The 8,376-nt window shown below is 42.6% G+C and carries 7 protein-coding genes; 2 read left to right on the forward strand and 5 right to left on the reverse strand.

Features of this window, described 5'->3' with window-relative positions; genetic code table 11:
- Nucleotides 1-34: 34 nt before the first annotated feature.
- The 5 genes from atpH to RG47T_RS16560 form a co-directional block, all read right to left on the reverse strand.
- The gene (gene atpH, locus RG47T_RS16535; protein WP_074490498.1) at nucleotides 35-583 is read right to left on the reverse strand and encodes an ATP synthase F1 subunit delta; all 549 of its coding nucleotides are present in this window, start codon (nucleotides 581-583) and stop codon (nucleotides 35-37) included.
- A 79-nt stretch (nucleotides 584-662) separates the two neighbouring features.
- Nucleotides 663-1,172, reverse strand: coding sequence for a F0F1 ATP synthase subunit B (gene atpF / locus RG47T_RS16540; RefSeq protein WP_074493531.1), 510 nt, complete (start codon nucleotides 1,170-1,172; stop codon nucleotides 663-665).
- Nucleotides 1,173-1,252: 80 nt separating this feature from the next.
- Nucleotides 1,253-1,459, reverse strand: coding sequence for an ATP synthase F0 subunit C (gene atpE, locus RG47T_RS16545; RefSeq protein WP_074490499.1), 207 nt, complete (start codon nucleotides 1,457-1,459; stop codon nucleotides 1,253-1,255).
- A 48-nt stretch (nucleotides 1,460-1,507) separates the two neighbouring features.
- A complete protein-coding gene (gene atpB / locus RG47T_RS16550; RefSeq protein ID WP_317041635.1) occupies nucleotides 1,508-2,566 on the reverse strand; it encodes a F0F1 ATP synthase subunit A in 1,059 nt (352 codons plus the stop codon).
- 409 nt (nucleotides 2,567-2,975) lie between these two features.
- Complete coding sequence (locus RG47T_RS16560; RefSeq protein WP_074490501.1) at nucleotides 2,976-3,206, reverse strand: AtpZ/AtpI family protein; 231 nt, start codon at nucleotides 3,204-3,206, stop codon at nucleotides 2,976-2,978.
- A 71-nt stretch (nucleotides 3,207-3,277) separates the two neighbouring features.
- Here RG47T_RS16560 and porW point away from each other — a divergent pair, with 71 nt between their 5' ends.
- Both porW and RG47T_RS16570 read left to right on the forward strand, forming a co-directional pair.
- Entirely contained in the window at nucleotides 3,278-6,025 is a 2,748-nt protein-coding gene (gene porW / locus RG47T_RS16565; protein ID WP_074490502.1) for a type IX secretion system periplasmic lipoprotein PorW/SprE, read from the forward strand.
- A 2-nt stretch (nucleotides 6,026-6,027) separates the two neighbouring features.
- A complete protein-coding gene (locus RG47T_RS16570) occupies nucleotides 6,028-8,280 on the forward strand; it encodes a penicillin-binding protein 1A (protein ID WP_074490503.1) in 2,253 nt (750 codons plus the stop codon).
- The last annotated feature ends 96 nt before the right edge of the window (nucleotides 8,281-8,376 follow it).

Consider the following 8,376-nt stretch of genomic DNA (forward strand, 5'->3'; position numbering starts at 1 on the left):
TTTTATCTGTTTTAGCGTTTGCTTTTCTATTTAATTATTGAACTACCGGCTGGCCGAAATCTTTTCTCAACTTCGTTAAGCTGCTTGATACGCTTGTATCAATTTGCTTATCTCCAACGGTTAATATAAACCCGCCAATTAATGAGGCATCAACTTTTTCAGTCAATATCACTTCGCCGGCGGCTATTTTTTTCACTTCGTCAATAACCTGTATACGGTTACTTTCAGATAGCGGGGCTGCAGATACTACCGTAGCCCTTACGATATGTTTAAATACATCATACTGGTTTACAAACGCCTGCGCTGTTGGGTATAAAAGTTCTGCGCGGCCTTTGCTTACTACCAGTTTAAAAAAGGCAAGGGTCATTTTATTAACCTTATCGCCAAAAATGCCTACCAATACACCCGTTTTTTTATCCTGTGGGATAATTGGGTTACGCAATACGGCTTCCAGCTGCGAATTAGCTTTTACGGTTTGTTCAAACAAACTCATATCGGCCCTTACGGCTTCCAGTGCGTTTTGCTCTTTGGCTAAGTCTATCAGTGATTTGGCGTACCTGGTTGCAACTGTTGTTTCAGACATATATCTTATAGTTGTCAGTTATCAGTTGTCAGTTATCAGTTATCAATCTTCAGACAACGGACAACAGACAACAGACAACCTAATTAACTTTAACTTCTTTTAACAGGTCGGCAACAAGTTGGTCCTGCTCTCTTTGGTTTTCAAATTGCTTGCGCAATAATTTCTCAGCAATATCGATAGAAAGGTTAGCCACCTGATTTTTAACATCAGCAATGGCAATTGCTTTCTGGTTGTTAATTTCAATGCTTGCTTTCTCAATCATACGGGCACCTTCAGCCTGTGCAGCTTCTTTAGCCTCGTTAATGATCTGATCTTTCATGTGGCGTGCTTCTTTCAAAATCAGGTCGCGCTCGGCACGGGCTTGTTTCAATAAGCTCTGGTTTTCGTTGGTTAAACGCGCCATCTCTTCTTTAGCAGCCTCTGCTTTTAAAAGTGCATCTTCAATAGAGCGTTCTCTATCGTTAATTGCAGCCATGATAGGTTTCCAGGCAAATTTACCCAGCAATATTAATAATATCACAAACGCAACTGTAGACCAAACTACAAAGCCTAAGTGATCATTTAATAAACCGTCAAATAATTCTTCCATTATGTATTTAAAATCTTTGTCAATTTTCAATAAGTAAAGCCCGTCGCCAATCGCTACAGGCTTTACTATTTAATCGGCAATTACTTGCCTAATAATGCTACTACCACACCGAATAAAGCAACACCTTCTACAAGGGCTGCAGCGATGATCATGGCAGTTTGGATTTTTGAAGAAGCTTCAGGCTGACGAGCAATACCTTCCATTGCTTTACCACCAATCTGACCGATACCGATACCTGCACCGATAACCGCTAAACCTGCACCTAATGCAGCAATACTTCCAGTCATGTTTGTTAAAATTTAAAAGTTAAATATAGTGTATAATTATTTACGATATTAATGGTGATGCTCCTCTACCGCGGTGCCAATAAACAGGGCGGTAAGCATCGTGAAAATAAACGCTTGCAGAAACGCAACCAGTAACTCCAGCACATCCATAAACAATACGAATGCTACTGATACCGGCGCTATGTACAGCGATTTAAAAATAAAGATCAGTGATATTAAGCTCAGCACGATAATGTGGCCCGCAGATATGTTAGCATATAGACGGATCATTAACGCGAAAGGCTTAGAGATGATACCGATTAACTCAACCGGGATCATGATCGGGTATAACCAAAGTGGTACATCCGGCATAAAAATGTGTTTCCAATAGTACTTATTAGCACTAAAGTTAACAATCAATAATACGATGGTAGCCAGTACAAAAGTTAATAATATGTTACCTGTAACGTTAGCACCACCCGGAAATAATGGAATTAAGCCCAACATATTATTCATCCATATAAAAAAGAATATGGTTAATAATACCGGCATATATTTTTGGTAGCGGTAACCGATGTTTGGGCGGGCTATCTCATCACGAACAAACATAATGATAGGCTCGATAAATGATTGTAAGCCCTTTGGTGCTTTACCCTCACGCTTTTTATAGGCAGATGCCACACTTATAAAGATAAGCAGCAATAAAGTCCCGGCAATCCATAAAGCAACCACATTTTTAGTGATCGAGAAATCATAGATATGATGCGATGCCTCTTTATCTACATTTCCGGCTGCATCAACAACCCTGATCTTATCATCAACCAATTTATAGTTGTGATATTTACCTACAGCAACACCTTCGCTGTTAAACTTAGATGCCGAGAAAGACTCGGTGCCTTTTTCGGTAAAAATAATTACCGGCAGCGGAATTGATACTTCTCCACCTACATGCCAGTAGTGAGAATCACCAATATGCTCTAATATGGCAGTAGTAGGATTAAATGCCTCTTCTTTGGCATTTTTTTCGCTTACTGACTCTTTTTCGCCTTGTATAGCGAAACTTTTACATGCTAATAAACTCAGAAAAACGCTTAAAACAACGCTTAAAGTAATTTTTTTTGAGTTCAAAATGTGGCTAAAATCCATTTACGCGGAGATTTTTACTTTTTATTTTGGATGCGCAAGTTACTTAATAGCGTGTATATTTCAAAGGCTGTATTTAAGAAATATAAAGAAAAAAAGCAAAGGATAAACCTGGAGGCGTTTATACGTATATATAGCAGATATATTACGGCAAAAGTCATACACGCAAGCAACTTAACCGTAGTTGCGCCCAGAAACAATTGCACACCGGGTTTATCGCCTTTTTCTTGCCCGAGCACCACAATGCTGCAAACCACATACGTGATTAAAAAATAAAACAGGTATATAAACCAAAACTTAGGCACCAGCCATTCACTATAAGGTGAGAAACTTACCCACAAAGGTAAAATAGCAATCAACAAAGAAAATGCGAGAAAATTAACAGTTAAGCGGATCAATCTTTAAGCGAATTAATAACGAGGTACAAAGATATAAAAACCCCAATAAGCGCAAGCACCGCCGTTACCCACTGCGTTTGGTGATGCATGGATGCATCTATTTTATAGCCTATAAATGTAGTAATGCCAATAGTGGCTATCATCTGAAAACCTATACTGCTATACTTAATGTAACTGTTAACAGGCTTCCGGCTGTTATCTTCGTCTTTTTGTTCATTTTTGGTCATCCGCAAATTTATTGATCCTGTTGGATAGTATTTAGTAAATTAGCGAGGCTTTTTATAAACACTGTTACGCTTTGAAGCATTATTGGGCTATTCATATCAAAAACCTTGTAACCATACTATTCTTGTTATGCCTGCTTGCCGGTTGTTCGCTCGAAAAAAAGAGCGGTTTTAACCGTAACATGCAAAACCTTACCGCGCATTACAACATCTTGTTTAATGCCAATAACCTGCTGCTCCAAAAACAAGAAATTTATGCGGGCTCCTATATAGATAATTACAACCAGCTTTTACGCGTATACCAGGATACCGTTTACCACAACGGTACCGATAAAGAATTGGAGGCCGTAATTGCCAAGGCCGAAAACATTATTAACATTAAAGAGCAAAGCCGCTATGTAGGCGATGCATACCTGCTGCTGGCAAAAGCTAATTATTTATACGGTAATTATTTTGTGGCCGATGAGTTTTGCAATTATGTAATTAGAAACTACTCAGACAAACCCGAACTATCTCAACAGGCCCGTAACTGGCGTGTGCGCACCTTACTAAACCTGCACCAGCTGCCACTGGCCAAAGCCGTTGCAGATACCAACTTAACGGTTGTATTTTACGCCAAAAAGAAATATGACGAAGCCAGTGTATACGCCGCCCACCTGCAGTACGACCTCGATGCCGGTAATTATAAAACAGGCGAAGACATGGCCAAACGCGCCATTAAAACAGCAAACGACAGCCGGCTGCGCCGCAGGCTAACTTTTATACTGGCCCAGCTACAGGAACTAAACCACGAACCTGCAGATGCTTATGCCAGCTACAGCCGTATTGCAAACAGCAATGCAGCTTTCGAAATGTCATTCAACGCCGAGCTTAACCGCATCAGGATTGAGGATGTGCAGAACAACCGCCACATCAGCCGCCTCGACAGGTTGAAGAGCTTGCTGCGAAATGAAAACAACAAGGAGTTTATTGACCAGATCTATTTCCAGATTGCAGAATTGTACATGGCCGATAGCAAACTGGATGATGCCATTAAAAACTATCATTTGTCTGTTAAAAACAGCAGTAAAAATCAAAACCAAAAAGGCCTCTCCTACCTGCGCCTGGCCGATATCAGCTTTAAAAACAAAGGCGATTATGTGGGTGCCAAAAAACTGTATGATAGCACACTGCTAAACCTGTCGCCAAACTATCCGGGTTACCGGTCTATCCAGCTTAAAAGTAATAACCTGCAATTACTGGCCGAGCAGCTGCGCATTATAGCTCATGAAGATACCCTGCAGCAGCTAGCCAGCCTGGACGAACCTGCCCGTGCTGCACGCATAGATGTACTAGCCAAACAACACGTAGCAGATGTTAAGGCAGCTGCCGTAGCCAGCACCAATTCTGCATTTACCAATACCAATTCGCCAAACGCGCAGGTGCAAACATCGGGTACCCCTACCGCAAGTACGTTTTACTTTTACAATGTAAACTCGCTAAGCCAGGGGTTCTCAGATTTTAAACGCCGCTGGGGTAACCGCAAGCTCGAAGATAACTGGCGCCGCAGCAACCGGTCTAACAGTGATATTACCAACAACACCCAAAACATCACAACGCAGGTTGGCCCAACAGTGCTGCCGCAAAAAGATCAGAAATCGACAGACGACCTGATAGCCACCAGCTACAAACAGCAATTGGTGCAAACCCTGCCGCTTACGCCGCAAAACATTGCACAGTCAAAAGCGCGGGTATACAATGCTTACTTTACAATCGCCAACTTTTACCGCGATGTGCTGGAAGATCCAAAAGAAGCCATTATCACTTATGAAACCTTATTGAAGCGTTTCCCCGATGGTAGCGAGAAACCAGCTATTTATTATAACCTGTACCGCCTGTATAGTAATATCGACGTTGTAAAATCCGACTACTATAAAGACCTGCTAATTAAAGGCTACCCCGAAACGCCTTTTGCCAAAGTGATACTCGACCCTGATTACGGCCGCAAGCTTAACGATAAGGATGCCGAACTGAATTCCTTATATAATAAGGTGTACGATCTGTATGCGCACAAACAATATAAAGATGTTATAACCAATGCAGAGCTGCTTTTGCAGCAGTTCCCGAATAACAAACTGGCTGCACAACTGGCCTACCTGCGTGCCATGGCCGCCGGGCATAATGAAAAGCTGCTGCCTTTCCGTGCCGATCTGTACAATATATTAAACCAGTACCCTAACGATGCACTTATAGCCCCATTGGTTAATGAGCACTTAAGTTATATAGATGCCAACCAAAATGAGCTGGCTACCCGCCCTGTTGTGCTGATAGATAATGACCTTTACGATTCGCCTTTTGCGCAATCTTTAATAATAGCAAAACCAGTGGTTGCAGTAGCGCCAAAGCCTGTGGTTAAACAACCGTCAACACAGGCCAATCAAGCTCCAAACCTGCCTGCCCTTAAATCGGGAGCGGGTTTATATTCGCTTCGCGATAGCAGCCGGTATTATTTTGTGGTTAATGTAAATGCAGGTACAACTAATTTGTCGTCTTCGCGTTTTGGTATCGGGCAGTTTAATCGTGCTAACTTTGCGCCCGAAGCCGGCATTAAACATCAGTTAAAAGATGCAGGTGACAATAATCAGCTTATCTTTGTGGGCGTTTTCCACAGTTTGGCATCTGTTAAAGATTATGCACGTGCCATTATACCGCTGATGCCTCAGATTATGAAGGTGCCTGCGGATAAATACAGCTTTTTTGTTATCACCCAGGAAAATCTGGATAAATTAGCCGACAAAAAAACGCTGGATAGCTATATCGACTTTTATCAAAAGAACTATTAAAAATGATCATTAAACTTACCCCCCAGGAAATAAAAAGCTATAACCGTACTTTATGGGGTATTGTAATAGGTGGTTTCAGCTTTATAGTGCTGTTGCTGCTCTGTGTAAACTTTGGCTTATTTGGTGCCCTGCCTTCCTTCCGCGATCTGGAAAACCCGAAGAGCAACCTGGCATCAGAAATCATGTCTGACGATAAACGGGTACTGGGCAAATACTTTGTACAAAACCGCTCTAATGTATCCTTTAAGCAAATTTCGCCCAATGTAATTAATGCCTTGATCGCTACCGAGGATAACCGTTTTTACAACCACTCGGGGATCGATTTCGGGCGTACCTTCAGTATTGTTTTTTACAATATGATAGGCCACAAACAAGGTGGCAGTACGATTACGCAACAGCTGGCCAAAAACTTATTTAACGGCGCACAAGGCGCACATAACCCGATAAAACGGATTATCCAGAAATTACAGGAATGGATCATAGCCGTACGTATAGAGCGTAACTATACTAAAGAAGAAATCATTACCATGTACCTTAACACGGTCGATTTTGGTTCTTATAATACTTTCGGCATCAGTTCGGCAGCGGCAACTTATTTTAATACTGCACCGGCTAATTTAACGCCAGAGCAGGCCGCACTATTGGTGCGCATGGTAAATGCGCCTACCATGTTTAACCCTGTACGCCACCCGGATAAAGCAATGGAAGGCCGCAACTTTGTACTATACCGTATGTCGCAGGAGAATTATTTGACCGACGGCCAGTACCAGGAGTTTAAAGCGCGCCCGCTGGGCCTCAACTTCCACCCTACAGATCATACCGAGGGCCTTGCCACTTATTTCCGTGCCATATTGAAAAAGGACGTACAAAAAGTGATGGAAGAAAAAGGTATTGCCAAACCAGATGGCACCCAGTATGACCTGGACCGCGACGGTTTAAAGATCTATACCACCATTAACTATGACATGCAGCAGTATGCCGAAGATGCGCAGCGTAAATACATGCGCGAACTGCAGGCACAATTTAATGACCACTGGCATGGATATAACCTGCGTAAATCGATCAAAAATTATGATCTGCTAATCGATCAGGGGATGCGCCGGTCTGACCGTTACCGCGCTCTAAAACAACAGGGAAAATCTGAAGAGGAGATCAAAACAGACTTCAATACACCGGCTGCCATGGATATTTTTACCTGGCGAGGTGATATTGATACCACCATGAAACCGATAGACTCTATCGTATATAGCAAATTAACCCTCCGTAATGCCCTTATGAGCATGGACCCAACCACGGGTTCTATTAAAGCCTGGGTGGGTGGTATAGATTTTAAACATTATAAATACGACCAGGTGCAAATGGGTGCCCGGCAGGTGGGTTCAACAGCAAAACCGTTTACTTATGCGGTAGCTATTGCAAACGGATACTCACCGTGTATGCAGGTAAATAACGTACCAGATACCATTCGCGGTTATGGCACGCCATGGTGCCCCGGCTCGGAGGCCAGCTCAACCATACCGGGGATGATCACTTTACGCTCCGCTCTGGCCCATTCGCAAAACTGGGTAACAGCCCACGTTATGAAAGAGGTTACACCAACACCGGTTGCCGCCTTAATTAAAAAAATGGGTATCACCTCGGCAGTTCCGGCTTATCCTTCAATTTGCCTTGGTGTTTTTGATGCCTCTGTTTTTGATATGACAGGCGCGTATTCGGCCTTTGTAAATCACGGCTTGTGGACTGAACCTACTTACTTAGTACGCATTGAAGATAAAAACGGTAATGTACTCTACGAAAACAAACCCCGTTTAATACAGGCCATGGAAGAGCAAACGGCTTACGTAATGACATACATGCTTAAAGGTGTTATTGATGAAGGCACCGGGCAACGCCTGAGATGGAAATATGGCTTTACTAATCCAATCGGCGGTAAAACCGGTACAACTCAGCAAAACTCAGATGGTTGGTTCATTGGCATTACGCCGCAACTGGTTACCGGGATCTGGACAGGTTGCGAAGACCGTGATATCCACTTCCGCAGTACAAGGCTTGGCGAGGGGGCTAATACGGCCTTGCCTATTTTTGCTCTGTATATGAAGCAGGTATACGCCAATTCATCATTGGGTATCAAAAAGAATGTGGATTTTGCCCCGCCTAAAAACGGTGTAACCACCGTGCTTGATTGCGGCCAGTATAACCAGCAGCAGCAAAGCCAGCCGGGCACTGATGAGGTTGATAAGAAATTAGGGTTTTAGCCCGCCGCCCCTTTAAAGAGTAATAGCCTATGAAAAGACAGGATAAAAAGTTATCTTTATGATAATGAATATAATAGAAGTGCTTGCAAGGTATTT

The organism is Mucilaginibacter polytrichastri (genome assembly GCF_001911425.1).
Taxonomy (GTDB): domain Bacteria; phylum Bacteroidota; class Bacteroidia; order Sphingobacteriales; family Sphingobacteriaceae; genus Mucilaginibacter; species Mucilaginibacter polytrichastri.